A 24,319-nucleotide genomic window follows, 5' to 3' on the forward strand; every position below is an offset into this window, starting at 1 on the left:
CTTGGCACGCTCTTCACGCGCGCGTGATCGTCGCGCGCGTACGGCCGTCGTGGCCGCCGCGCTTGTCGCCTCTGTGGTCGGCGCGATGCCGGCCGGCGCCGTACCGAACGCCGCGCCGAACGCCGTACCGGCGGCCCTGCCCGCCGCCGTTCCGCCCGGCGACCAGCTGGACATCACGCCCAACTGGCGGACCGTCCCGCGGCACGCGACCGTCAAGGCGGTCAGCGGCAACGGCTATGTGCACGAGACCGAGGACTCCGACGAGAGCTTCGGCGGCGAGCTTTCCTGGACCGACTTCTCGACCGGGCAGACCGTGTCCCTCGGGTACGGCTCCGGCAACCCGGCGTTCGCCGAGACCGGTGTCGGTGGGCGGTACGCGTACGTCGACCGTGGGGCGGGCAACTACTTCGTACGTGACCTGGCCGCCGGCACCGAGCAGAAGTTGACCCTGCCGCGCGACGCGAGCCTCCGGGGGCTGCTCGGCGAAACGTTGCTCTTCCAGCAGTACGCGTCCGAGGACTCGTACGACAGGACCACGGGCTACTACGTCCGCCGCGTCGGCGACGCGACGGAGACCAAGATCCCCGTCACCGGCTTCCCCGACGGCGCCGACCTGCACATGGCACGGCTCGTCGCGGGCGACGAGACCTCCGCCGTGCTCCGCTTCAGCCTGCCCGGCGACACGTACAGCCCCAGCGGCCTCGGCGTCGTCGACCTGCGGACCGGGCAGATGACGGTGATCGAGGCGAAGACCGCCTTCGGGCAGAGCGTCCTCGTCGCGCCGGTGGCCCTGAGCGCCGACCGGATCGCCTGGGTCGACCGGGACCGCAAGGTGCACATCCGGGAGCGGGTCGCCCTGAACGGCGCCGAGCGGACGTTCGCGCTGCCCGAGGGGCTGAGCACCGCCCGTATCGGCCTGGTCGGGGATTGGGTCCTCGCCGTCGGCGAGGCCTCCGGCACGGACGCCGCGCTGCAGCGGCGCCTGGTCGCGCTCTCCCCCGACGGGCTGCAGGCGCAGACGCTCCTGGAGAAGGCCGAGCCCGAGATCAACCAGATCGTCGGTGGGGCGGGTGCCGCGGTTGTCGGTGGGTCTTCCGCCACCGACTGGTTCCTGCTGAAGGTCGTCCCCGGCAAGGGCGGCGGTGCGCCGGTCCTCGAGAAGCTGCGCCGTGTCGAGCCGCTGGCGACGGCGGTGCAGTCGCTCGCCCTCGGTGCGGGGCGGCTCTCCACCCTGGAGCAGGACGGTCAGCGGGGCCGGGGCTTCTTCGCGCGGACCCTGCCGGTCGGCCCGATGCACACCGGCCAGTCGGAGCCCGTTTCGGTCGGGTCCGAGGAGCGGCTGGAGAACACGACCCCGCTGTTCGACTCCGGTGACGGCCGTACGGTCCACCTGGCCCGCGGCTTCGACGGCATGGAGGTCGTCGGGCGGCGCTCCGCCAAGGAGTCCACCCGCGCCGCCACCGGCAAGAACACCGGCTGGCTCGCCGACGCCTCCGGCCGCTGGGCGGTCTTCCAGAGCGGACGGCCGAGCATCCCCGGCAACCTCGTCGCGGACGGGGAGACCCTCGTCGTCGACCTGGACGCCGCGCCCGGCGCGCAGCCGGTCGTCCGCCGGCAGCCGCAGACGGCGGCGGCCCTGCGTGGCGACACGCTGTTCGCCGGTACGGCCACGGTGGGCCAGGTGTCCCGTACGGACCTGGTCACGGGCAAGGGCCTCGGCGCGGTCGCGACCGGCGCCGACTGCGCGCCGACGGAGCTTCAGACGGCCGGGCGTTGGCTGTACTGGTCCTGCGCCGGGTTCTCCAAGCAGGGCGTGGTCGACCTCCAGAAGGGCACGAAGGTCGAGCTGCCGAAGGGCTCGTACAAGGGAAGCCTGCTGGGCGACGGCTTCGTCGTGGACCAGGGCACCTCCGGCTCGTCCCTCCAGCTGATCGACTTCCACACCGGTACCGCCGCCGAGCCCCGCAAACTGGTCGACTCCGAGCCCGTCCAGGGCGCGCGCCGGGAGGCGTGGACGGTGGACCGCTTCGGCGGGGCCGTGGCGTACAAGGACGCGGAGAACCGGATCCACGCGGTCTGGACGAGCGTCACCACCTCCGACCTGACGGCGACGGCGACGAACGTCCCGGCTGCCGCGCGGGCGACGGACGGCTGGAAGGCGTCCTGGTCGCTGTCGAAGCCGGCGTCGTACTGGCAGCTGACGCTGCGCCGGAAGGTGAACGGCGCGGTGGTCCGTACGTACGAAGGCGGCGAGACGCGCGGCCGGATCGCGGTCGGCTGGGACGGCAAGGACGCGGCGGGCCGGCTGGTCACCAACGGCACGTTCACGTGGACGCTGACCGCCAACACGGCCGACGGCGAGGGCCTCGACCTGTCCGCCTCGGGGACGGTCTCCGTGACCGGCGGCAGGGTGGTGCCGTGGCGTGACATCGCCGGCAACGACGCCTTCGGCGACCTGCTGGTGATGGACCAGGCGGGCCTGGTGTCGCTCTACCGGGGCAACGGCTCGGGCGGCCTGGCCGCGCGGACCAACGGCACGGGCGGGAAGCTCCCGAACACGGCGCTCCTGGTGCCGGTCGGGGACATGACCGGTGACGGCTGCAACGACACGTACGGGCGGGTCGGCGACGAACTGCGCGGGTACCGGACGGGCTGCGGGTCGATCGTCTCGGACTCCTCGGCGTACACGCTGCTCGGCAGGGGCTGGGGTCAGTACGACGTGCTGACGTCGCCGGGTGATGTGAACGGTGACGGTTGGAAGGACCTGATCGCGCGCCAGACGTCGACCGGTGACATCTACTTCTACCCGGGTACGGAGGGCACCGCTCTGGGCGCGCGGGTGAGGATCGGCACGAACTGGAAGCTCTACAAGAAGATCGTGGGCGCCGGTGACCTGAACGGTGACGGGCGCGGCGATCTGCTCGGCGTGGACGCGGCGGGTGTGCTGTGGCGCTACTACGGCACGGCGAACGGTGGTGTGACGGCCCGTGTGAAGGTCGGCGGCGGCTGGGGGGTCTACTCCTCCCTCGTGGGTGTCGGCGACATCACGGGCGACGGTCGCGGGGAGCTCCTCGCCCGGGACACCACGGGCAAGCTCTGGCGCTACACCAACCTGGGCAACGGCGGCTACGCGGGCCGCGTCATGATCGGCAGCGGCGGCTGGAACGGCTTCAAGGCCCTGTACTGACGCACCCCACCCCCTGGGCCCACGGGCCCGGGGGGACGCCGGGGGGAGACGGGGCCGTGTCGGATACCCGATCGGTTCCTGGGAGCGATACGGCTATGCTCGGGGGTGTTGTGCCGAGGGCCATTAGCTCAATTGGCAGAGCAGCGGACTTTTAATCCGTTGGTTGTCGGTTCGAGTCCGACATGGCCTACGTGTGGCGGGCGAGGGAACACCCTCCTACCCGTCGGGAGCGCCTCGACCGTTTTCGCCGGTCGGGGCGCTTCGGCGTTGGCAGTTGGGTGGGGTGGCACGTAGTTTGCGGGGCATGAGTGCCCCGCCCATACGTGAGACCGAGCAGGTCGCAGACCCTCAGGTCGCGGATCCTCAGGTCGCCGACCTGCTTCCGGGGCCGCGGAGGGGCGGGGAAGGCCCCCGGCGGGCGCTCGGCTCAGGGGCGGTGCGTGGGGGTGGCTCCGCGCTTCTGTGTTTTCTCGTGTGCTTCGCGCTGGGGTTGCAGTCGTGGACCGCGTTGCGGGTGACCGGGTTCGATCTGGGGATCTTCGATCAGGCCGTGCGGGCGTACGCGCATTTCGAGCTGCCCCGGTCGCCGATCAAGAGCGTCCACCATGAATTCCCGCCGGACTTCACGCTCCTGGGTGACCACTTCACCCCGCTCCTTGCCCTGCTGGCCCCGCTCTACTGGGTCTGGGACGACCCGCGCTCGCTGATCCTCGCCCAGGCCCTGCTGTTCGCGGCGGGCGTGCCGGTCGTGCGCCGGATCGCGCGGCACTGCTTCGCCGGCGCCGCCCCCGCCGTCGCCCGCCGGGCGGCCGACGTGAGCGGGCTCGTGTACGCGCTGGGCTGGCCGCTCCTGAACTCCTCGTACACCGGCTTCCACGAGGTCGCCTTCGCCGTACCGATCACGCTCCTCATGCTGGAGCGGGGCCTCGCCAGGCGCTACGGAGGCGCGGCCCTGTGGGCGGTGGCGCTGTGTCTGGTGAAGGAGGACATGGGGCTTGTGGTCGGGGCGTTCGGGCTCGTCCTTGCCGTGCGGGCGCACCGGGACCGGCGGGCGAGCGGTCGGGCGGTCGGCCGGGCGGTCGGGATCGCGCTGCTCCTCGGCGGGCCGCTCGTCGTCGGCCTGGTCGTCGGCTGGTTTCTGCCTGCGATGGGCAGCCCGCCCGGCTACTACTGGAGCTACGGCCGCCTCGGCGCCGACGGCGGCGAGGCCCTGCTGACCGTACTGACCGAGCCGTGGGTCCTGGCGGAGGTCGCGTTCACGCCGTCCGTCAAGGTGCTGATGCTCGCGTGGATCCTGGGGACGCTCGCCTTCCTGCCGCTCGGGTCACCGACGCTGCTGCTCGCGGTGCCCCTGCTCGCGGAGCGCATGCTCTCCGACAACCCGAACCACTGGCCGGTGGTCAATCACTACGACGCCTTCCTCTGGCCGATTCTGCTCACGGCAGCCTTGGAAACCCTTGGGCGGTTGCACGGGCGGAAGTGGGGCGTCCGGCTGTCCGTGGGCGCTGTCACGTTGAGTACCGCCGCCGCCCTCGTCGCCGGCCTCGGCCTGCCCTTCAACCCGGGTTCCTGGCAGCCCCGCCCCGACAAGCGCGCGCTCGCCCGCGCGGCCGAACTCATCCCGGACGGCGCGACCGTGGAGGCCGACAACACCGTGGCCCCGCGCCTGACGTCCCGTACACACGTCGTCCTCGTCGACGCCACGCCACGCGGTGCCGACTGGGTCCTCCTCCGCGTCAACGACCGCACTTTCCCCTTCGCCTCGCTCGACGAGCAGCGCCGGCGGATCGACCTGCTGCTCGACCACGGGTACGAGCAGGTACGGAACGAGGACGGCGCCGTCCTCCTGCACCGCGTCCGGAACGTCCCGATCCCCGGCATGCGCGTACCCGGCCCGGACAGTACGCCCGTACGCGAGCAGGTGCCGTCCGACGTGGGGCGTAATCCCTTCCTGCGCTAGGCGCTGTGCGGCGAGTCGGTCAGCCAGGTGCCGTCGCGCATCAGGTCGCGCCCCCGGATCTCGTTCGCCTCGCACCACGCCTGGACGCGGTGCGGCGTGATGCGGAACCAGCGGTACGGGGTTTCCAGGTCACGGCGCGGGTCGAAGCCCGTGCGGTTCGCGAACCGGTCGCCCCGCTCCTGGGAGAGCGCGTCCATCGCGAAGACCTCGACCTCGCCATCGATCATCGTGACGTCGCGGGTGCCGCCGAGTGCCAGCCGGGCGGCCCGGGTCGCGGCCAGGTTCCGGCCCGTCGGGCTGTCCGCCGGGGTGGCCACGAGCAGGGCCTCGCCGTCCCAGTCGAAGGAGAGCGGCACCAGGTAGGGCGCGCCGTCCGCCGAGGCGCTCGCCACCCAGACGTCCACGTCGTGGGTGAGGCGGTGCTCGGTGTCGCGGCGACGCTCGGCGCGGGAGCGGGGAGGCGCGGGAGGGAGGGACATGGGTGCTCCTGAATCGAGTTGGCTTGCCTTGTGGGCACAGCTTCCACGCCGGCCCCTGGCATGCGCTTCCGTGCTGAACACCCAACGTCCACCGACGCGCTACGGATAATGACGCCGTGACCACTCCCGAGATATCGCCCCGGGAAGCCGACGTGCTCGCGCTGCTCGGCGAGCACCTCAGCAACGCGGAGATCGCCGCCCGGCTGTTCCTCTCCGTTCGCACCGTCGAGTCGCACGTCTCCTCGATGCTGCGGAAGCTGGAGGTACCGGACCGGCGGGCGCTCGCCCGGCACGCGATCGCCCTCGCCGACGCCCGCGCCGGCGACGGTGCTTCCCGTACCGTGCCCGCTCCCCTTCCCGCCCCGCTGACCGCCTTCATCGGGCGGGTGTGTGAGCGGCGGGAGTTGGCCGAGGCCGTGCGGGCGCATCGGCAGGTGACCGCCGTCGGTCCTGGCGGTGTGGGCAAGACGCGGCTCGCGCTGGCGGTCGCGGCGGACGTGGCCGACGAGTTCGCGGACGGGGCGTGGTTCGTCGACCTCGTCCCGGTCACCGAGGAGAAGCGGGTCGGGGCGGCGGTCGCCGCCGCCCTCGGCGTGGGCGAGCAGCCCGGTGGCGGGATCGACGACGCCGTGCTCGCCGCCCTCGCGGACCGGCAGGCGCTGCTCGTCCTCGACAACTGCGAGCAGATACGGGACGGGGGCGTCGCTCCCTTCCTGGAACGGCTGTTGACCGCCTGCCCCCGCGTGCGCGTCCTCGTGACGAGCCGGTCCCGGCTGCTCGTGCCCTTCGAACGCGCCTTCCCCGTACCGCCGTTGTCCCGTGCCGGTGCCGACGAGTCGGACGCCGTGGCCCTTTTCCTCGACCGTGCGGGCGCCGTCGGCGCGGCCGCCGTCGTGGGGGTGCTGACGGATCCGGCGGTACGCGCACGGGTCGTCGCCCTCTGCGAACGGCTCGACGGCATGGCGCTCGCGATCGAACTCGCCGCCGCCCGCTGCGCCACGCTCGGGCTCGACGGCCTCACCGCCGGCCTCTCCCAGCAGCTGCGCCTCCTCGCCGGCGGCCCCCGCGCCACCGACCGGCACCGCTCGGTACGGGCGGTCCTCGACTGGAGCCACGACCTGCTGGAGCCCGCGGACCGGGCGCTGCTGCGCCGCGTGTCGGTCTTCGTCGTGCCGTTCACGGCCGAGGCCGCCGCCGAGGTCGCCGGGTTCGCCCCGCTCGCACCCGCCGACGTCGCCGACGGCCTCGGCCGGCTCGCCGAGCAGAGCCTGCTCGCGGTGGTCCCGTCCGAGACCGGTACGCGGTACCAGGCCCTGGAGACGATCCGCCAGTACGGTACGGAGCGCCTCGCCGCCGCCGACGAACTGGACGCCGTCCGCACCCGGCACCTGCGCTGGTGCCTGGCGCGCGCGGCGGAGTTGGTGGAGCCGGTGGAACCGGACGGCGAGCGCGCGGTCCACGCCGACTGGCGCGCCCGGTTCGACGCCGTGGCCGACGACCTCCGCGCCGCCCTCACCTGGTCCGCCGAAGCCGAAGCCGAAGCCGAAGCCGCCCCCGACGCCGAACGCCACGCCGAAGCCGAAGCCGAAGCCGACCCCGACGCCGACGCCGAACCCCACGCCCACGCCGACCGCTCGGGCCGGCGCGCCGACGCCCACCGGCTCGCCCTCTCCCTGGCCGGCGCCGCCTTCACCCGCACCCTGCTCGGCGAGGCGCAGCAGCGGTACGAGCAGGCCGCCGCGCTGGCGGGCGACCCCGCGTATGAGGTCGACGCCCTCCGGCAGGCCGCCGCCGTCGCCGGGTGCCGCAGGCTCGGCGACGACATGCTCCGCCTGCACCGCGCCGCCGCCGAGGCCGCCCGTCGCGCCGGGGACACCGCCGGGGCCGGTCGCGACCTGGCGGCCGCCGCCACCGTCGCGTACCGCTTCTCCAGCGAGTTCACCCTCGTCCCGCCCGCCGACGACGTGGCCGCTCTCCTCAAGGAGGCCGGCGAGCTGGCCGGTGACGACCCGGTCGCCGAGGCGGCCGTCGCGCTCGCCGAGGCGGCCGTGCTCGCGGACGCGTTCGGCGCGGTCCAGGGCGGCACCGACAACACGGCGTCGGAGACGGTCGCGCGCGCCGAACGGGCCGTTGCGCTCGCCCGCCGCACGGGCGACCCGGTCGCGGAGTCCGCCGCCCTCGACGCGCTCTCGGGCGCCCAATGCTGGGCCGGGGAGCCGTTCGCCTCCGCCGCGGCCGCCCGGCGCCGCATCGACCTCCTCGCCGGGAACCCCCGTACACACGAAACCCCCGCCCGTACCCACGAGTTCATGGACGCCCTCGCCATGGCCGCCGGCACCGCCCTCGGCGTGGGCGATCTCCCGGCCGCCCGCCGCTGGGGCGCACAGCTCGCCGGCCACCCGCTCCTGGCCGAGGTGGGCCACCACGCCACGTCCTGGCTCCTGGTCGCGGACGCGTTCGCCGGCCACGGCGACGACGTGCTCACCGGCAGCGCGCGGTTCCTGGACGCCTGGGAGCAGAGCGGTCGCCGCCGCTCCTTCTCCCTCGGCCCCGCCGCCGCGTCGGTCGCCCTGGTCCACGGCCTGCGCGGCGACCACGATGCCCGGGCGCAGTGGCTCGCGATCGTCGACCGGGCGGGTACGGGGGACGAGTACCGCCACGGCTACGGCGCGGTCCTCGACGCCCAGCTCCTGCTCCACCGCGGCGACCCGGACGCGGCCCTCGAACGGGTCGCGCCCGAGCCGGAGCAGGTGTGGAAGTGGGTCTCCTGGATCTGGCTGCACTGGTACGTGACGCTCCGCGCCGAGGCCTCCGCGCTCTCCGGTCACCCGGACGCCCGCGCCCGGGTGACCGCCGCCCGTACGACCGTCGCGGGGAACCCGGTCGCCTCCGCCCACGTCGACCGGACCGAGGCGCTGCTCGACGGCGACGTACCCCGGCAGCTCGCCGCCGCCGTGGCGTTCGAGACGGCCGGCTGCCGCTACCAGTCGGCCCGCACCCTCCTCCTCGCGGGCGGCGACCACGCCGTGGCCGGTACGGCCGCGCTCGCCGCCCTCGGTCTCGGAGGCTGAGCCGGGCAGACGGATCTCAGATGCCAAGCGCCTCCAGCCGCTCCGGGTCCGCGATGATGTCGATCTGCGTGATGTGGTCGCCGACGATCGTGAAGGCCATGAGCCCGAACGCCCGCCCGTCCACGTACGAGACGACGCCCGGCGCGCCGTTGACCAGCACCTCCCGGTACTCGCGGCGGAAGCGCGCGAAGGTGAGCGCCTGGTTGACGACCGCCTCGGCACCGCGCACCAGCTTCGAGAGCCCCGCGAGCGCCTTGCCGCCGTCCGCGCGCAGCAGCACGTCCGGGTCAAGGACCGCGAGCAGGCCCTCGAAGTCGCCGCCCTGCGAGGCCGCCATGAACGCGTCGACCACCTCGCGCTGGCGCGTGATGTCCGGCGCCGGGCCGGGCGCCGCGCCCTGGACCCGACGGCGCGCCCGGCTGGCGAGCTGGCGCGTCGCGGCCGGGGTGCGGTCCACGATCGGGGCTATCTCGTCGAAGGACACCGCGAACATGTCGTGCAGGACGAAGGCGAGCCGCTCGGCCGGGCCCAGCGTGTCCAGGACCACGAGCAGCGCCAGGCCGACGGAGTCGGTGAGCAGCGCCTCCTCCTCGGGGTCGATCGCGCCGCCGTCCGCGCCGCGCACGAGCGGATCGGGCACGTAGTACTCCAGCGGGTCCTCGCGGCGCGAGGCGCGCGAGCGCAGCATGTCCAGGCAGACCCGGCCGACGACGGTGGTGAGCCAGCCGCTGAGGTTCCGTACGTCGCTGATGTCGGAGCGGCTGAGCTTGAACCACGCCTCCTGGACGGCGTCCTCGGCCTCGCTCAGCGAGCCGAGCATCCGGTAGGCGACCGCCTTGAGGTGGGTGCGGTCGGCATCGAAGCGCGCGGCCAGGAGGTCTTTGTCGTCGTCCATCGGTGCGTCTCCCTCGTTCGTCCGTACTGGTTGGAATCGCCGCGTGCCCTCTATATGTATGACGGTCGGCGTCCCCGTGATGTGACAGCTCGCGACCCTGAAGAAGCCCTGAAGAGACCCCGACGAGACCCCGAAGAGGACCTGAGGAAGCCCCGAAGAGACCTCGACAAGCCCCCGAAGAGGACCTGAGGGAGCCCCAAAGCGGCCCCGAAACATCCGCTGCGTGAGATCCCCTGTCGTCCCCCGCCCCACGCCCGGATTTCCCCGGCGGAGCGGTCGGACCGCCGGGATTTGCCACTTCAGCGCCGTGATCTTCGACCGTAGATTTTCATGCATGACGACAACCGCGCAGGTCAACGCCGTACTTCGTACCCCGCCCGCCTCTCCCCAGGCCGCGGCCGCGTACTTCTCCGCCAGCCTCGCCTTCCACGCCGACGTCTCCGACGTCGCGAGCGCCGTCGCCGCCGGCGGCGACCTCGGCTTCGTGGTCCTCGACTCCCGCTCGACCGCGTCCTGGGACCAGGGCCACGTCCCCGGCGCGATCCACCTGCCGACCGCGCTCATCGCCGAGCAGGCCGAGCAGCTGCTCGACAAGTCCGTCCCCGTGGTCACGTACTGCTGGGGCCCCGGCTGCAACGGCGCCACCCGCGCCGCGCTCGCCCTCGCCCAGCTGGGATACCAGGTGAAGGAGATGCTCGGCGGCTTCGAGTACTGGGTCCGGGAGGGCTTCCCGTACGAGACGTGGGAAGGCCCCGAGAAGAAGGACGCGGACCCACTCACCGCCCCGGTCGACGCCGAGGACTGCGGCTGCTGAGAGGGCGGCCGGGAAACGGATTAGGGGATCGGCTCACCATGCCGTAAGGTCATATTCACCGACGCGGGGTGGAGCAGCTCGGTAGCTCGCTGGGCTCATAACCCAGAGGTCGCAGGTTCAAATCCTGTCCCCGCTACTCAGTAGCAACGAAGGCCCGGATCCAGTCACTGGATCCGGGCCTTCGTCGTGTCCGACTCGCTTCCCGCTTCCCGCTTCCCGCTTCCCGCTTCCGCCGTCCGCCCTCCGCCTCCGCCTTCTGTCCGACTTGACCTTTACGTAACGTCAAGATTTAGCGTTCTCGGTATGGAGTGGTCGATCCAAGAGATCGCCAAGAAGGCGGGCACCACCAGCCGCACCCTCCGGCACTACGGAGAGCTCGGGCTGCTGGAACCCAGCCGGATCGGCGCCAACGGTTACCGGTACTACGACCAGGCGGCGCTCGTGCGGCTGCAGCGCGTGCTGCTCCTGCGCGAGCTGGGGCTCTCGCTGCCCGCCATCGCCGAGGTCCTCGAAGGCGAGCGGGACACGTCCGCCGCGCTGCGTACCCATCTCCTCCTGCTGGAACAGGAGCGGGAGCGGATCGGTCGGCAGATCGCGGCCGTGCGGACCACTCTCCACAAGACCGAGAAAGGGGAAGAGCTCATGGCCGAGGAAGTGTTCGACGGCTTCGATCACACGCGGTACGAGGAGGAGGTCAGCCGGCGCTGGGGCCGTGACGCGTACGAGAAGGGCGACCGCTGGTGGCGCTCGCTCAGCGCCGAGGAGAAGCAGGAGTTCATGGACCGGCAGGCCGGGATCGCCCGCGATTTCGGCGCGGCGGCGCGGCGTGGCCTGGCGGCCGACAGCGACGAGGTCCAGGCGATCGCGCGGCGCCACGTCGAGTGGCTGTCGATCACGACGACTCCGACGAAGGAGTACGTGACCGGCCTCGGCCAGATGTACGTGGACGACCCGCGCTTCACCGTCAACTACGACCAGCACGGCGAGGGCACCGCCGTTCTCGTACGGGACGCGATGAAGGTCTACGCGGAGCGGAATCTGTAGCGCCTGCTGTGCGGTCCGTGACCTCGCGTCCCCCACATGGCCGAGCGGGGGTCGCAGAGCGGCGCGGCTCCCGCCACCCTGGGGAGGGCGCGGTACCGTCCGTCGCCGCGCCGTGTACGGACCGGGCAGGAGAGCACAGGTGGGGCAGGGCCAGGGGCAGGGGCAGGAACGAGGGCCGGACCGGGGGCAGGGGCGGGCTGAACGGCAGGTGAACGGGCAGCGCGATCAGGGACCGGGGAACGGGCGGGCGAACGGCGCGGCGAACGGCGGGGCGAACGGACGGGCTCGGGGACGGGGGCACGGAAGGGCTCGGGGACGGGCGAACGGACGGACTCAAGGGCAGGCGTCCGGCCGGGCGAACGGACCGATGTACGGCTCGCGCAACGGCCTCTCCCCGCGCGCCCCGCGCCGGCGGGCCGAGCGGGCCCGGCGCTTCATCCGGGCCCTGCCGCCGCTGGTGATCCTCGGCGGGATCGTCTTCGACCTGGCCACCCCCGCCGCGTACACCGCCTCCCCGATGTTCTCCGCCGCGCCGCTCATCGCCGCCCCGTTCTTCTCCATGCTGACGACGCTGCTCACCGGCATCGCCGCCGTCCTCGCCGGCATCGGCCTGCACGTCTACAACGGCACCGCCGACGACATCCCCGCCCTCACCGAGACGCTGACCGTCGTCACCGTCTCCGCCCTCGCCCTGCTGATCAACCGGGTCGTGCGGCGCAGCGGCGAGCGGCTCGCCTCGGCGCGGGTGATCGCGGAGACCGCGCAGAAGGCCGTGCTGCCGACGCCCGCCGAGCGGATCGGCGGGCTCCAGGTCGCGGCCCGGTACGAGGCCGCGCAGGCGGACGCGTTCATCGGCGGGGACCTGTTCGCCGTCCAGGACACGCCGTTCGGGGTACGGCTCGTGGTCGGGGACGTGCGCGGCAAGGGGCTCGACGCGGTCGAGGCGGTCGCTGTCGTGATCGGCGCCTTCCGGGAGGCGGCCGAGCAGGAGGCCTCGCTGGAGGGGGTCGCCCAGCGCCTCGAACGAGCGCTGGCCCGCGAGGGCACCCGCCGCTCCGGGCTCGACGCCTTCGAGGGGTTCACCACGGCCGTCCTGGCGGAGATCCCGCGCGGGGGCGGGCGGGTACGGGTCGTGAACCGGGGCCACCCCGAGCCTCTCTTGCTGTACGCGGACGGGGGCCTGACCCACCTGGAGCCGACCGAGCCCGCGCTGCCGCTCGGCATGGGCGAGCTGGCCGCCTGGCCGGACCGGGCCGACGAGGCCCCGTACCCGCCGGGCGCCACGCTGCTCCTCTACACCGACGGGCTCTCCGAGGCGCGCGACGCCTCCGGGGCCTTCTACGAACCGGCCGAGCGGCTCGCCGGGCGGATCTTCCCGGGGCCGGAGGAGATGCTCGACGCGCTCGTCGACGACGTCCGCCGGTACACGGGCGGGGGCTCCACCGACGACATGGCGCTGCTCGCCGTGAGCCGGCCGGGAGCGGGGCAGCCGGAGCGGCGCCGGACGATGCCCGTCGTGCCGTGAAGCACGTCGTTCCGCATGTGGTGACCTTGTGTAGTGGAGGCGTACCGCTCCGATAACAATTGACGAACCATCAGTTCTGGGGTGGCGGTAAGACTCCGTACTGAAGCGGGATCAAATCGGGCTGTACCAGCTCAATCTCGTGAATGATCAACCGGAACGGCTTGGAATCCGGCCCTCGTGTCTATTAACGTTCGATAACGCAGCGCGGTCGTCCCAGCCGTCGCAAGAGACGGCACCGTGCGCGTGCGCCGAATCCTGAAAGGGAACCGGGGAACCACTACTTGGGGTGAATCGGGCACCTCCGCATCCGTGCGGAACCGCCCGTAGGAGACCTTCCTGCTCCGAACCCGTCAGCTAACCCGGTAGGCGAGAAGGAAGGAAAGGAGCACGCCTCCGTGGCGTCCAACAGCCCTGCCCCCGACGGTCTTTCCGATGGGTTCAACGCGTTCGGCGCCCGTGGCGCCGCCGGGACGGACGACAACGCGACGACGCTGGGGGAGTGGAACCCGACCGAGGACTCCCTGCGCCAGCAGGCCCGTTCGGGCGGCCGCCACCGCGTCGTGAAGCAGCGCTCCGGCTTCGCCCGCTCCTCCACCGTCCTCGGCGTCGGTGTCATCGCGGCCGTCGGCGCGGGCGGCATGGCGACCGCCAAGGAGAAGCCCCCGGTCTCGATATCGCTGCCCGACCTCAACCTGCCGGACGCCTCCGAGCTGCCCGGTGTCGGCGAGTTCATCTCCGACGGCGGTTCGGACTCCGGTACGACCAACCCGCAGCCGCTCACGGCCACTCTCGCCCTGCCGGCCGACGGCGTCGAGAAGGCCGGAAGCGGCCAGTCCGCCTCCGCCTCGACCGCCGATGCCGGTGAGGCGCTGCGCGCCCGCATCCTGCAGCAGGCCGAGCAGCAGCAGGCCTCCGCCGACGCCGCCGAGAAGGCCGCTGCGGAGAAGGCCGCCGCCGAGAAGGCCGCCCTCGAGGCCGCCGCCAAGGCGGACCAGGCCGAGAAGGAAGCGGCCGCGGCGAAGAAGAAGGCCGAGGAGGAGGCTGCGGCGAAGGCCGAGGCGGAGCGCCTCGCGAAGCTCGCCGCGAGCTACTCGCTGCCGACTTCCTCGTACACGATCACCTCCACGTACGGCCAGTCCGGCTCCATGTGGTCCTCCGGCCAGCACACGGGCCTCGACTTCGCGGCGCCGACCGGCACGCCGGTCAAGGCCGTGCACGGCGGCACCATCAAGTCGGCCGGCTGGTCCGGCTCGTACGGCTACCGGATCGTCCTCGAACTCGAGGACGGTACGGAGATCTGGTACGCGCACCTGTCCTCGATGACCGCGAGCGTCGGCCAGACCGTGGGCACCGGCGACACGATCGGGCGCGTGGGCGCGACCGGCAACGTGACCGGCCCGCACCTCCACCTGGAGGTCCACACCGCGGGCGGCTCGGGCATCGACCCGGCGGCCTGGCTGGGCAACAAGGGCCTCTCGGTCTAAGGGCTTCCCGGTCCAAGGGCCTCGCGGCCCGACGGCCTCGCGGTCCAAGGACCCGGCGGCCCAACGGCCTCGCGGTCCGAGGACCTCCCGAGCCCTCACGACTCCGGCAGCCCTGGCGTAACCCCCCCCACGTCAGGGCTGCCGGAATACCCGTACCCGGTGCGGTCGTTGTACCGTCCCATGACCTCACTGCGCCCACTGGGCACTTCCGAACTGAACGTCTTCCCCCTCGCGCTCGGCGGCAACGTCTTCGGCTGGTCCTCCAGCGAGGAGCAGTCCTTCGCGGTCCTCGACGCCTACACCGCCGCCGGCGGCAACTTCGTCGACACCGCGGACATGTACTCCGCCTGGGCCGAGGGCAATCAGGGCGGCGAGTCCGAGACGGTCATCGGCAAGTGGCTGGCCTCGCGCGGCAATCGCTCCGAGGTCGTCATCGCCACGAAGGTCGGCGCGCACCCCCGGTACAAGGGCCTCGCCGCGACCACGATCAAGGGCGCGGTGGAGGAGTCGCTCCGCCGGCTCGGGACCGACTACATCGACCTGTACTACTCGCACTTCGACGACCCGACCGTCCCGGTCGAGGAGATCGTCACCGCCCTCGACCAGCTGGTGAAGGAGGGCAAGGTGCGGGCCGTCGCCGCCTCCAACATCGCGCCCGACCGGCTCCAGGCCTCCCTCGACTTCGCCGAGACCGAGGGCCTCGCCCGTTACGTCGCCCTGCAGCCGCACTACAACCTGCTCTCGCGCGACACGTACGAGGGCGAACTCCTGGCCACCACCGAGCGCGCCGGGCTCGCCGCCGTCCCGTACTTCGCGCTGGCGTCCGGCTTCCTCACGGGCAAGTACCGCGCCGGGAAGACCGTCGAGAGCGTCCGCGCCGAGGGCGCCGCCGAGCACGCGAAGACCGAGCGGGGCCGGCGGATCCTCGCCGCGCTCGACACCGTGGCCGAGGCGCACGGCGCGGAGGTCGCCACCGTCGCCCTGGCCTGGCTCGCCTCCCGCCCGACCGTCGTCGCCCCGATCGCCTCGGCCCGCACGGTCGAACAGCTCCCGGCCCTGGTGGCGGTGGCCGACCTCCGCCTGACCGATGCGGAGCTCACGCTCCTGACGGAGGCCTCGGAGCCGGACGCCGTCTGAGGACCGGAGCCCCTAGCTCTGGTACGGGTTGTAGCCGCCGTAGTCGAGGTACTGCGGCGGCGCCCACACCCGGCCCGTCGCCCGCGCCGCGTACGTGAGCGCGGGCGAGGCGACCGGCTTGCGCTGCCAGAGGTGGTGGAGCAGCTCCTGCTCGCGCGCCGTGAAGTCGGGGACCTGCGCGCCCCGCTGGGCGCGGTGGCGCAGGAAGGCGAGGGTCGTCGCGAACGCCTCGTACTCGCCGACGGCCGTGGCGGCGGCCGCGCCGTACGTACGGCGGGCGAAGTCGCGGGCGACCGAGCGGGCGCGCATCGAGGAGAGCGCGAGCGGCTCGGCCGGTGAGAGCCAGCCGGCCGCCGCGTACGCCGGGAGCTGCCCGGATATCGTGCGCAGCTCGCGCTGCCTGCTCCATATCGCGAGCCAGGTCAGCAGGCCGAAGGCGGGCACCATGAACATGCCGTAGACGAGGATGAAGCCCAGCGGCCCGAGGATCGTCGCGGAGCCGTTCCACAGCGCGTGCATGAGCATGGCGAGGAGCAGTCCGGCGAGCGGCAGCAGGATCCGGCGGGTCCGCAGGAACTTCCGCCGGGAGGTGGCCAGGGCGGCGAAGGCGAAGCCGAGGCCGGTGAAGACCGTGAAGAGCGGATGCGCGAACGGCGACATCACGATCCGTACGAAGAAGGTGCCCGCGGTCATCGAGCCGAGGCCGCCGGAGCCGAGGTCCTGGTCCTCTCCGAAGGCGTTGCCGAGATAGAGGATGTTCTCGGTGAAGGCGAAGCCGGTGGCGGTGAAGCCCGCGACGACGACTCCGTCGACGAGGCCGGTGAAGTGCCGTCGGCGGAAGAGGAAGATCAGCAGGATCGCGGCGGCCTTGGCGCTCTCCTCCACGACCGGGGCGACGACCGTGGCGCCCCAGGACTCGGCGGAGGCGGGGTCGGCGGTGGCGGTCGCGATCCAGCGGACCGCGAAGGAGTTGGCGAGGATCGCGACGAGCGTCGCGGCGCACGCGCCCCATGCGAAGGCGAAGATCAGGTTCTTCCACGGGCCCGGCTCGACCCGGTCGAGCCAGCGGAAGGCGGCCATCAACAGCGGTACGGGCAGGACCGCGAGGCCGAGGCCGACGAGGAAGCCTTCGGTGCCGGTCTGTTCCCGGACGATCGCGAGGATCACGAGCGCGCAGAGCGCGAGCACGGTGATCACGGCGACGGCCCGGACCACCTTGCTGCGCCAGAAGGCGCGACGAGGCCTGTAGCGCCACTGGGCGCGGTCCGGAACGGCCGTGAAGGCCGGCTCCTCGGTGTCCCGGGTGGGGACGGGAACATGGTTCGACACGTGATCGACCCTAACGAGGAGGACTGACACCTGCGACGGAGTTCTCCGACAACTGCCGCTTCCTGTGGAAAACCAGAGCTGTTTCCTCTGGAAGGCAGAGCTGCTTCCTCTGGAAAGCCGAGCTACTTCCGGTGGAAAAGCAGGTCGTGCACCACATGCCCCTTGTCGAGGCCCTGGCCCTCGAAGCGGGTGAGGGGGCGGAAGTCGGGGCGGGGCGCGTAGCCGCCGTCGGGCTGGGTGTTCTCGAAGTCGGGGTGGGCGGAGAGGACTTCGAGCATCTGCTCGGCGTACTCCTCCCAGTCCGTGGCGCAGTGCAGCACGGCGCCGGGCTTCATCCGGGTCGCGAGCAGCGTGAGGAACTCGGGCTGGATCAGCCGCCGCTTGTGGTGGCGCTTCTTCGGCCAGGGGTCCGGGAAGTAGACCCGGCAGCCGTCGAGGGCGTCGGCGGCGAGCATCTCGCGGAGCAGGATGATCGCGTCGCCGTTGGCGACCCGTACGTTCTCCAGGCCGCCCCGGTCGGCGAGACCGAGGAGGTTGCCCTGGCCGGGGGTGTGGACGTCCACGGCGAGGATGCCGGTGCCGGGGTCGGCGGCGGCCATCTGGGCCGTGGCCTCGCCCATGCCGAAGCCGATCTCCAGGACCACGGGCAGGCCGCCGAACATCTCGTTCAGGTCGAGGACCCGCTTGCCGTCGATGTCGAGACCCCAGTCGGGCCAGCGCTTGAGCATCGCCTCCGCCTGCCCCGTGGTGACGCGGCTGCGGCGCGGCTGGAAGCTGCGGATCCGCCGCTCGTGGTGCGAACCGGCGGGATCGGGCAGCGGCCCTTCCCCGGGGGCGAACCTCTGGCTGCCCCGCTGGAAGACGGGCTCCGGGCGGGGCTGGGGGTGGGCGGCGGTTTCACGGGACTCAGACACAATGCGCCAATTCTACGATCCCGAATACGCTCCCTGTGGGGTGTGGCCGACTGGGGGTGCGGCCGACCAGCCGACCAGGTGCAGCCGGTTCCAGGTGGCACGGGCTACAGCAGGGCCAAGGCCCTGCGGGCCACCTCGCGGCCGATCGGCAGCGACGCCGTCGCCGCCGGCGACGGTGCGTTCAGGACGTGGACCGTCCTGTGCGCCTCGCGGATCAGGAAGTCGTCCACCAGCGTCCCGTCGCGGAGCACCGCCTGCGCCCGCACCCCGGCCGGAGCCCGGCGCAGATCCGTTTCTTCCACGGACGGCAGCAGCCTGCGCACCGCCTTCGTGAAGGCCCGCTTCGACAGGGAGCGGCGCAGCTCACCTGCTCCGTACCGCCAGTGCTCCCGGGCGATCTGCCACGACCCGGGCCACGCCAGCGTCCCCGCCAGGTCTCCGGGGCGGACGACCGACCAGTCGTACCCCTCCCTGGCCAGGGCCGGCACCGCGTTCGGCCCGACGTGGACGCCGCCGTCGACGCCCCGCGTCAGATGGACGCCGAGGAAGGGGAAGGCCGGGTCCGGGACCGGGTAGACCAGGCCGCGGATCAGCGAGGGGTCGGCCAGCTCGTAGTACTCGCCGCGGAAGGGCACGATCCGCATTTCCGGATCGTCGCCCGCGAGCCGCGCGACCCGGTCGCACTGGAGCCCCGCGCAGTTCACGAGAACCCGCCCGCGCACCACCGTCCCGGCCGCGGTGCGGACGGCGACGCCCCAGGGCCGCCGGTCGACGGTGGTGACCTCGGAGCCGTACAGGATGCGGGCGCCGGAGGCCTCGGCGAGCTGCTCGGCCACCGCGCCGTAGTCGCAGATCCCCGTCGTGCCGACGTGGATCGCGGCGAGGCCCCGCACGTTCGGTTCGTACTCGGCGATCTGGGCGGGGCCCAGTTCCCGCACCGGGATGCCGTTCTCCCGGCCGCGCTGCACGAGCGCGTGGAGCCGGGGCAGCTCGTCGCGGCCCGTGGCGACGATCAGCTTGCCGGTGACCTCGTACGGCAGTCCGTACTCGGCGCAGAACTTGACCATCTCGGCCGCGCCCTTGACCGCGAACCGTGCCTTGAGGGAGCCGGGGCGGTAGTAGATCCCGCTGTGGATCACCCCGCTGTTCCGCCCGGTCTGGTGGCGGGCCGGGCCGTGCTCCTTCTCCAGGACGGTGACGCGGGTGCCCGGAGCGGCGCGCGTCAGGGCGTACGCCGTCGACAGACCGACGATCCCGCCGCCGATCACGAGCACGTCGCAGTCGACGTCGTGCCTGTACACCTGCACCACCTCCCACCCCGATAGTGCACTGGCCCACTGACAGAGCGGCTAAACCCCCTGGGACACGCGTCACGTCGAGCTCATCCCAGGGTCACGCCGCGCTCATGCCGGGGCCATCAGGAGCGGCCTGGCCCGCTCCCGCAGCTCCATGACCCTGGGCTCGTCGCCGTACGGTTCGAGCCGGTGCAGCAGATCCCGTACGTACTCGGTGGTGCGGGCGGACGAGATCCGGCCGGCCACCTCCACCGCGCGCGTGCCGGCCGCGCAGGCCGCGTCCAGGTTGCCGGACTCCAGCTCCGCGACCGCCGACACCACGAGCCGCAGGCCGTGCGAGCGGACGAACTCCTCCGTCGGCCGGGACAGCGCCTGCTCGGTGAAGCGGCGCACCTGGCGGGGCGCCTTCAGGTCGCGGTAGCACTCGGCGGCGTCCGCGCAGAACCGGTCGTACGAGTAGAAGCCCAGCCACGACGGGTCGGCGTCGCCCTCCCGCGAGCGCTCCAGCCACCCCTCGGCGGCCTTGAGCGCGGCCGCGGCCGCGGTGCCGTCGCTCGCTTTCGCGTGCGCGCGGGCCTCGACGAGCCGGAAGAAGGACATGGTGCGGGCGGTGGCGAGCCCGCGGTTGCGTTCCAGGGCGGCCTGGGCGAGGTCGACGCCCTCGTCGGCGAAGCCCCGGTAGGTGGCCTGCAGGGACATGGAGGCCAGGACGTAGCCGCCCAGGGGCACGTCGGCGGCGGCGCGGGCCAGGCGCAGCGCCTGGATGTAGTAGCGCTGGGCGGCCTCCTGCTGGCCGGTGTCGAAGGCCATCCAGCCGGCCAGCCGGGTCAGCTCGGCGGTCGCGCCGAAGAGCGCGCGGCCGACTTCGTCCGAGTACGAGCCGAGGAGCAGCGGTGCCGCGTCGACGCGTAAGCACTCCGGGACCATGGAGGAGCGCCAGTCGCCGCCGCCGTACTTGGAGTCCCAGCGGCGGGCGTCCTCGGCGGCCTCCCGGAGTTTGGCGACGTCGCTGTGGCCCACGCGCGCGTGGGGGCCGGTGTCGGGTCCTTCACCGACCGCCGGTTCCTCGGCGGGCTCCACCAGGCGCTCCACGGAGGAGTCGGCGGGCGTTATCAGCCATCGGGATGCGGGGGTCGCGTAGGCGCTGACCGCGAAGGATCCGGCGAGCGACTGCCAGATCCCGCCGCCCCCGGCCCGGCGTCCGGCCAGGTCGAGGCGGTAGAGCTCGGTGGCCGAGCGGACCGCCTCGCCCACGTCGCGCGGGAAGGCGAGCCCGACCTCGGGTGCGGGGTCGGCGTCCGCGAGCCCGATCTCGTGCAGCGGCACGGGCCGGCCCAGCTTCTGGCCGATGGCGGCCGCGATCAGGTGCGGGGCGGCGCCCTGGGGCACCATGCCCTTCGACACCCAGCGGGCCACCGAGGTCTTGTCGTAGCGCAGCGTCAGACCGCGCTGTGCCCCGAGGTCGTTGACGCGCCGGGCGAGGCCGGCGTTGCTGATTCCCGCGAGGGCGAGAACCGTGCCGAGCTTTTCGTTCGGCCCGCGTTGCTCCCTGGACATGACGCCACCCCTCGACAACACAAGACGGCCGCCACGACGCCGGGCATAGGCGTGCGGCATTCGTAAACACAGCGTAGTTCGCCGCATCCCGACCGTTAAGGGGCGGAGTTCCGTATGGCGGGATTGTTGTGGGAACAGACGGATGGCCGACAGATGGCGTAGCGGCGTCGGCGGGTTCTTCGCCGTCCGGCGCGCGTGGGGAGCGCGCGGGGGAGTGCGTGGGGAGTGCGCGGGGGGCCTGCGAAGCGCCTTGGGGCGCGTGCTCCGGGTGTGTGGCCGTGCGCCTGGCCGTGCGCTCTCGCCCGGTCGGCGGGGGAGCGCTTCCATGAGTCCTGCGTGGGTCGGCCCACTCGGCTGTGGACCGGTGGGCTGGGGGATACCGTCGCCCCATTCCCCGCGGGCGGCGGACGGCTCCGGGAGGCGGACTGTGCCTCCCGGACTGCCGGATGCCCTCAGGTTGTCCGGTGCGCCGGGTCCGCGTCACCCCTGGCGCGTTGAGAATGGCCGAATGACGACCGTCGTCGAACCGGTGCCAACTGGCCCATGCCAGGGGCGCATTCGCATTCGCGCGCGCGACCCCGGAGCCCCCTCCGTGCGCGGTTGTCGTGGCAGCATGTTCCTCCACTGAACCGACGTGGAGGCGCCGATGCGATGGCTGGTGGGCTGGAGCAGTGTCGCCGCGAGCTTCGGTACGACGGTTACCTCCGGTACAGCCGCTGCGGCCGGTGCCGTGCGGGACCCTGGGGCCGAGGGGCGCACGGTGCAACCGGTCGGCGCCCAACTCCTGTGGGGTGACCCCGATCCCCTGTGGGCGGTCGGCGACTGGCGCCCCGACGAGGTCCGCGTGATCAGCATCGACGCGCACACCCGCCTCGCGATCCTGGGGTGTTGCGCCGCGAGCGACGAGGAGCTGCGGGTCGGGCTGCTCACCGCGCGCGGGGGCGCGCTGCGCCATCTCACCGCCTGGGCGGGCAGCTACACGGCCGTCGTGCGGGTCGGCCGCCGCGTCACCGTGACCGGCGATCTGGCGGGCGCGCGGCCCGTGTTCCACACCCCGTGGGCGGGCGGCACGGCGTACGCCACGGCCGCCCTGCCCCTCGCGGACCTCGTCGAGGCGCAGCTCGACATCGGCCACCTGGCGGCGCTGCTCGCCTGCCCGGAGACCCCGGAGGCGCTGCGCGACTCGACCCCGTACGAAGGCGTGAAGCGGGTGCCGCCCGGGCACGCGCTGATCCTGCGTGAGGGCTCGCGCGAGATCACCGGGTACGAAGCGGTGGCCTCGCTCGCCGTCGCGGCGGCCGAGGTCGAGCCGCGGCGGGCGGTGGAGGGCGTACGGGACGCGCTGGTCGACGCCGTACGGGCCCGGCTCACCGCGCCCCGGCACGCACCGGAGGCGCCCCTGCCGGACCCGGGGCCCGTGCCGGGCATGGGCCCCGCCGAGCGGCGGGCGGCCCGGGGCGGCGGCCCGGCGCCCGGCATCGGCGCGGACCTGTCCGGCGGCAGCGCGTCCGGCACGCTCGCGCTCCTCGCGGCGGGCCTGCCGGGGGTACCAGGGACGATCCTCGGCCACGGCACCGGTGCGGGGGAACGGCTGCTCGCCGTCACGTTCAACGACCTGGCGACCGGCGGGGGTTCCGACCGGGAGGAGGAACTCGAGCGGGCCCGGGCGATCGCGGCGAACCCGCGGCTGCACCACGTGGTCGTCGCGGCGGGCGAGGAGGCGCTGCCGTACGCGGAGCTCGAGGGGCCGCTGACCGACGAGCCCGGCCCTTCGCTGGTCGTCGCCGACCGGCACCGGCGGCGGCTCGCGGGCGGCAGCGCGGACCACTTCACGGGCCTGGGCGCCCGCCAGGTCCTGGACGCGCACCCGGCGCGCCTCGCGGACCTGCTGCTGGATCGTCGGCGCAGATCCCTCGTACGGCCGGTGACGGCACTGGCCAAGGCGTCGGGCGCGGCGGCGGGTTCGATGCTGGTCCCGCTGACGGTGTACCGGGCGGCGCGCCGGCTCGCCCGTACTCCGTACCGGTCGGGCCTGGAGGCGGCGGCGAGGCTGCTGCTCGACGCGAACCGGCCGGGACCGGGGGCCTACGGCCCGGTGGAGGCGTCCCTCTCCGCCCTGACCTGGTCGCGGCCGGGGCCGGCGGCGCGCTGGCTGACGGGGGAGGCGCTGGCTGAAGTATCGGTTCGCCTGACGCGGGCGGCGACGCTGCCGACGTCGGTGCAGCGGCCGGGGGAGGCACGCGCGCGTGCGGCGCTCGCGCGGGCGGCGGCCGACCACCGGGTCCTGGAACAGGCGGCCGAGATCCGCGGCCAGCGGCTGCACGCGCCGTTCCTGGACAACCAGGTGGTACGGGCCTCCCGCGACCTCCCCGAATCGCTCCGGGTCCAGCCGGGCGCCCGGGCGTCCGTCCTGCGCACGGTCCTCGCGGGCGCCGGCGTCCACGACCTCCCGCCGGGCTGGGGCGCGCCGAACCCCGCGGTCCCGGCGGCGGCCGTCCGCGCGGGCCTGCGCGCGGCCCTCCCCGACCTCCTGGCCCTCTTCGACGCCCCGCTCCTCGCCGACGCGGGCCTGATCGAGGCCCGCGTCGTCCGCAAGGCCCTCCACGCGGCGGCCGACGGCGACCCGATCCCCCTGGACGGCCTCGCCGACCTGGTCTCCACCGAACTCTGGCTCCGCCGCCTCCTGGCCCGCCGAGGCTCCTGCTGGACAGGCTCAGCAGCCCCACGCCAGCGCCAGGCGGTGGTGGGGCCCTTGGTCCCGGCGACCCGGAGGTCGCTGCCGGCGTGAGGGGGCGGGGGCGAAACGTGACAGCACGCTCGTTCGAGTGAACGCCTTCCGGATTCCCGCCTGTGCGCAGGCCTACGCTGAGAACGTCGCACCCGAGCGAAGGAGGTCCGTCATGGCGATGCCGCTGTCGGTTCCGGGGGACGATTTTCCCCACGACGTCGAGCCCCATCACGAGGGTGCCAGCGTGGAGCAGACCTTCCAGCTAATCAGTGCGGCGACCCCCAAGGGCTGGCGCGCGGAGCTGATCGAAGGGGAGATCTACGTGGTACCTCCGGCCAATGGTGAGCACGAGGAGATCGTGTCCGAACTCAGCGGGCAGGTCCGGGATCACGACAAGGGCCTCGGCCGCTACACCGCCATCGGCTTGAGCCTGGATGGTGTGTCGGACACCATCCGCGTCATTCCTGACCTTGTCATTGCTCCCAAGGGCAGCTTCGATGACCAACGCCCATGGCATGCGCCTGACCCGGTCCTGCTGGTCGCCGAGGTGACGTCCGCCTCCACCGCGAGCCGCGACCGGATCCAGAAGATTCGTGGCTATGCCCGTGCAGGAATCCCCCTCTACCTGCTGATCGACCGCGAGGCCGGTGAGGCCGTCGTCTGCACCGATCCCCAGGGCGACGACTACGCGCTCAAGCACACCCACAAGTTGGGGGCCAAGGTCCAGCTCCCGCACCCTCTCGGGTTCGAACTCGACACCTCGGAGTTCTGAGCGCGCCCCTCCGGGGGAGACCCCGACGCGCCACGCCTACGCAATCCCCGGGCGCCACGCGCGCGTAGCGCCTGAGGCACCCCGCCCCCGCAATCCCCGGCGCCACGCCCGCGTAAACCCCGAGGCGT

Annotated in this window: 16 protein-coding genes, 2 tRNA genes and 1 riboswitch; of the genes, 12 read left to right on the forward strand and 6 right to left on the reverse strand. The window is 73.0% G+C overall.

What is annotated here, in order from left to right; translation table 11 throughout:
• Position 1: 1 nt before the first annotated feature.
• From ACWCO8_RS13705 to ACWCO8_RS13715, 3 genes are all read left to right on the forward strand, one after another.
• On the forward strand, positions 2 to 3,187 hold the full coding sequence (locus ACWCO8_RS13705; RefSeq protein WP_451032367.1) for an FG-GAP-like repeat-containing protein: 3,186 nt from the start codon (positions 2 to 4) through the stop codon (positions 3,185 to 3,187).
• Between the two features lie 117 nt (positions 3,188 to 3,304).
• Positions 3,305 to 3,377, forward strand: a tRNA-Lys gene (locus ACWCO8_RS13710).
• Between the two features lie 324 nt (positions 3,378 to 3,701).
• The gene (locus ACWCO8_RS13715; RefSeq protein WP_451032368.1) at positions 3,702 to 5,147 is read left to right on the forward strand and encodes a DUF2079 domain-containing protein; all 1,446 of its coding nucleotides are present in this window, start codon (positions 3,702 to 3,704) and stop codon (positions 5,145 to 5,147) included.
• Here ACWCO8_RS13715 and ACWCO8_RS13720 read toward each other — a convergent pair.
• A complete protein-coding gene (locus ACWCO8_RS13720; protein ID WP_451032369.1) occupies positions 5,144 to 5,626 on the reverse strand; it encodes a pyridoxamine 5'-phosphate oxidase family protein in 483 nt (160 codons plus the stop codon). The genes ACWCO8_RS13715 and ACWCO8_RS13720 overlap by 4 nt on opposite strands.
• A gap of 116 nt (positions 5,627 to 5,742) precedes the next feature.
• Between ACWCO8_RS13720 and ACWCO8_RS13725 the strand changes: the two genes are divergently transcribed.
• Entirely contained in the window at positions 5,743 to 8,697 is a 2,955-nt protein-coding gene (locus ACWCO8_RS13725; protein WP_451032370.1) for an ATP-binding protein, read from the forward strand.
• Between the two features lie 16 nt (positions 8,698 to 8,713).
• On the opposite strand, the gene sigJ is transcribed toward ACWCO8_RS13725, so the two are convergent.
• The gene (sigJ, locus tag ACWCO8_RS13730; RefSeq protein WP_451032371.1) at positions 8,714 to 9,592 is read right to left on the reverse strand and encodes an RNA polymerase sigma factor SigJ; all 879 of its coding nucleotides are present in this window, start codon (positions 9,590 to 9,592) and stop codon (positions 8,714 to 8,716) included.
• 334 nt (positions 9,593 to 9,926) lie between these two features.
• Between sigJ and ACWCO8_RS13735 the strand changes: the two genes are divergently transcribed.
• From ACWCO8_RS13735 to ACWCO8_RS13760, 6 genes are all read left to right on the forward strand, one after another.
• On the forward strand, positions 9,927 to 10,406 hold the full coding sequence (locus ACWCO8_RS13735; RefSeq protein ID WP_362015569.1) for a rhodanese-like domain-containing protein: 480 nt from the start codon (positions 9,927 to 9,929) through the stop codon (positions 10,404 to 10,406).
• 62 nt (positions 10,407 to 10,468) lie between these two features.
• A tRNA-Met gene (locus tag ACWCO8_RS13740) sits at positions 10,469 to 10,542 on the forward strand.
• 167 nt (positions 10,543 to 10,709) lie between these two features.
• Positions 10,710 to 11,450: a MerR family transcriptional regulator gene (locus tag ACWCO8_RS13745; protein WP_451032372.1), complete on the forward strand. Its 741-nt coding sequence runs from the start codon at positions 10,710 to 10,712 to the stop codon at positions 11,448 to 11,450.
• A 367-nt stretch (positions 11,451 to 11,817) separates the two neighbouring features.
• Positions 11,818 to 12,975 carry a PP2C family protein-serine/threonine phosphatase gene (locus ACWCO8_RS13750; protein WP_451032373.1) on the forward strand — a complete coding sequence of 386 codons (1,158 nt, stop codon included), beginning with the start codon at positions 11,818 to 11,820 and terminating at the stop codon, positions 12,973 to 12,975.
• Between the two features lie 236 nt (positions 12,976 to 13,211).
• Positions 13,212 to 13,359, forward strand: a riboswitch (cyclic di-AMP (ydaO/yuaA leader).
• A gap of 11 nt (positions 13,360 to 13,370) precedes the next feature.
• Complete coding sequence (locus tag ACWCO8_RS13755; RefSeq protein ID WP_451032374.1) at positions 13,371 to 14,459, forward strand: M23 family metallopeptidase; 1,089 nt, start codon at positions 13,371 to 13,373, stop codon at positions 14,457 to 14,459.
• Positions 14,460 to 14,639: 180 nt separating this feature from the next.
• The gene (locus ACWCO8_RS13760) at positions 14,640 to 15,596 is read left to right on the forward strand and encodes an aldo/keto reductase (protein ID WP_362015580.1); all 957 of its coding nucleotides are present in this window, start codon (positions 14,640 to 14,642) and stop codon (positions 15,594 to 15,596) included.
• A 12-nt stretch (positions 15,597 to 15,608) separates the two neighbouring features.
• Here ACWCO8_RS13760 and ACWCO8_RS13765 read toward each other — a convergent pair whose 3' ends face one another.
• From ACWCO8_RS13765 to ACWCO8_RS13780, 4 genes are all read right to left on the reverse strand, one after another.
• Complete coding sequence (locus ACWCO8_RS13765; protein ID WP_451032375.1) at positions 15,609 to 16,925, reverse strand: PrsW family intramembrane metalloprotease; 1,317 nt, start codon at positions 16,923 to 16,925, stop codon at positions 15,609 to 15,611.
• A 122-nt stretch (positions 16,926 to 17,047) separates the two neighbouring features.
• Positions 17,048 to 17,839, reverse strand: coding sequence for a tRNA (guanosine(46)-N7)-methyltransferase TrmB (gene trmB, locus ACWCO8_RS13770; RefSeq protein ID WP_451032376.1), 792 nt, complete (start codon positions 17,837 to 17,839; stop codon positions 17,048 to 17,050).
• Between the two features lie 104 nt (positions 17,840 to 17,943).
• Positions 17,944 to 19,140 carry an L-2-hydroxyglutarate oxidase gene (gene lhgO / locus ACWCO8_RS13775; RefSeq protein ID WP_451032377.1) on the reverse strand — a complete coding sequence of 399 codons (1,197 nt, stop codon included), beginning with the start codon at positions 19,138 to 19,140 and terminating at the stop codon, positions 17,944 to 17,946.
• Between the two features lie 102 nt (positions 19,141 to 19,242).
• Positions 19,243 to 20,691 (reverse strand): MFS transporter, encoded by a 1,449-nt coding sequence (locus ACWCO8_RS13780; RefSeq protein WP_451032378.1) that lies wholly within the window; start codon positions 20,689 to 20,691, stop codon positions 19,243 to 19,245.
• A gap of 646 nt (positions 20,692 to 21,337) precedes the next feature.
• Here ACWCO8_RS13780 and ACWCO8_RS13785 point away from each other — a divergent pair.
• Positions 21,338 to 23,479, forward strand: coding sequence for an asparagine synthase-related protein (locus ACWCO8_RS13785; RefSeq protein ID WP_451032379.1), 2,142 nt, complete (start codon positions 21,338 to 21,340; stop codon positions 23,477 to 23,479).
• A gap of 118 nt (positions 23,480 to 23,597) precedes the next feature.
• Positions 23,598 to 24,191: a Uma2 family endonuclease gene (locus tag ACWCO8_RS13790; protein ID WP_451032412.1), complete on the forward strand. Its 594-nt coding sequence runs from the start codon at positions 23,598 to 23,600 to the stop codon at positions 24,189 to 24,191.
• Positions 24,192 to 24,319: the final 128 nt, after the last annotated feature.

It is taken from the genome of Streptomyces sp. NPDC001927 (assembly GCF_053594455.1).

Coding starts and splice junctions, on each gene's coding strand:
- ACWCO8_RS13720 (WP_451032369.1), bottom strand. CDS start 5,626: ATGTCCCTCCCTCCCGCGCCTCCCCGCTCCCGCGCCGAGCGTCGCCGC.
- sigJ (WP_451032371.1), bottom strand. CDS start 9,592: ATGGACGACGACAAAGACCTCCTGGCCGCGCGCTTCGATGCCGACCGC.
- ACWCO8_RS13735 (WP_362015569.1), top strand. CDS start 9,927: ATGACGACAACCGCGCAGGTCAACGCCGTACTTCGTACCCCGCCCGCC.
- ACWCO8_RS13745 (WP_451032372.1), top strand. CDS start 10,710: ATGGAGTGGTCGATCCAAGAGATCGCCAAGAAGGCGGGCACCACCAGC.
- ACWCO8_RS13750 (WP_451032373.1), top strand. CDS start 11,818: ATGTACGGCTCGCGCAACGGCCTCTCCCCGCGCGCCCCGCGCCGGCGG.
- ACWCO8_RS13760 (WP_362015580.1), top strand. CDS start 14,640: ATGACCTCACTGCGCCCACTGGGCACTTCCGAACTGAACGTCTTCCCC.
- ACWCO8_RS13780 (WP_451032378.1), bottom strand. CDS start 20,691: ATGTCCAGGGAGCAACGCGGGCCGAACGAAAAGCTCGGCACGGTTCTC.
- ACWCO8_RS13785 (WP_451032379.1), top strand. CDS start 21,338: ATGCGATGGCTGGTGGGCTGGAGCAGTGTCGCCGCGAGCTTCGGTACG.
- ACWCO8_RS13790 (WP_451032412.1), top strand. CDS start 23,598: ATGCCGCTGTCGGTTCCGGGGGACGATTTTCCCCACGACGTCGAGCCC.